The organism is Massilia sp. 01N410 (assembly GCF_056399665.1).
Map to the genome: position 1 here is coordinate 1 of NZ_JBFTRV010000047.1, position 1,192 is coordinate 1,192.

General features: G+C 61.8%; 1 protein-coding gene. It reads left to right on the forward strand.

Annotation, left to right across the window (positions count from 1 at the left end; genetic code table 11):
* Position 1 precedes the first annotated feature (1 nt).
* Entirely contained in the window at positions 2 to 1,192 is a 1,191-nt protein-coding gene (gene tuf / locus AC1DOP_RS27125; protein ID WP_442124974.1) for an elongation factor Tu, read from the forward strand.

Consider the following 1,192-nt stretch of genomic DNA (forward strand, 5'->3'; position numbering starts at 1 on the left):
AATGGCAAAAGGTAAATTCGAACGGACCAAGCCGCACGTCAACGTCGGCACCATTGGTCACGTTGACCACGGCAAAACCACCCTGACGGCTGCAATCGCAACCGTTCTGTCGAAGAAATTCGGCGGCGAAGCCAAGGCCTACGACCAGATCGACGCGGCTCCGGAAGAGAAGGCACGCGGCATCACCATCAACACCGCGCACGTCGAGTACGAAACCGCAAACCGTCACTACGCTCACGTTGACTGCCCGGGCCACGCCGACTACATCAAGAACATGATTACCGGTGCCGCGCAGATGGACGGCGCGATCCTGGTGTGCTCGGCCGCCGACGGCCCGATGCCGCAGACCCGCGAGCACATCCTGCTGGCGCGTCAGGTTGGCGTTCCGTACATCATCGTGTTCCTGAACAAGTGCGACCTGGTCGACGACGCGGAACTGCTGGAACTGGTCGAAATGGAAGTTCGCGAACTGCTGTCGAAGTACGAGTTCCCGGGCGACGACCTGCCGATCATCAAGGGTTCGGCKCGTATGGCGCTGGAAGGCGCAGCTGGCGAGATGGGCGAAGACTGCATCATCAAGCTGGCYGAAGCCCTGGACACCTACATCCCGACCCCGGAACGTGCCGTYGACGGCGCCTTCCTGATGCCGGTGGAAGACGTGTTCTCGATCTCGGGCCGCGGTACCGTGGTGACCGGTCGTGTCGAGCGCGGCATCATCAAGGTCGGCGAAGAGATCGAAATCGTCGGCATCGTCGACACCGTGAAGACCACCTGCACCGGCGTGGAAATGTTCCGCAAGCTGCTGGACCAGGGTCAAGCTGGCGACAACGTCGGCCTGCTGCTGCGCGGCACCAAGCGTGAAGACGTCCAGCGTGGCCAGGTTCTGGCCAAGCCGGGCTCGATCAAGCCGCACACCGACTTCACCGGCGAAGTGTACGTGCTGTCGAAGGACGAAGGTGGTCGTCACACCCCGTTCTTCAACAACTACCGTCCGCAGTTCTACTTCCGCACCACCGACGTGACCGGCTCGATCGTTCTGCCGGCCGACAAAGAAATGGTGATGCCGGGCGATAACGTGTCGATCACCGTCAAGCTGATCGCCCCGATCGCGATGGAAGAAGGTCTGCGCTTCGCAATCCGCGAAGGCGGCCGTACCGTCGGCGCCGGCGTGGTTGCCAAGATCATCGCCTAA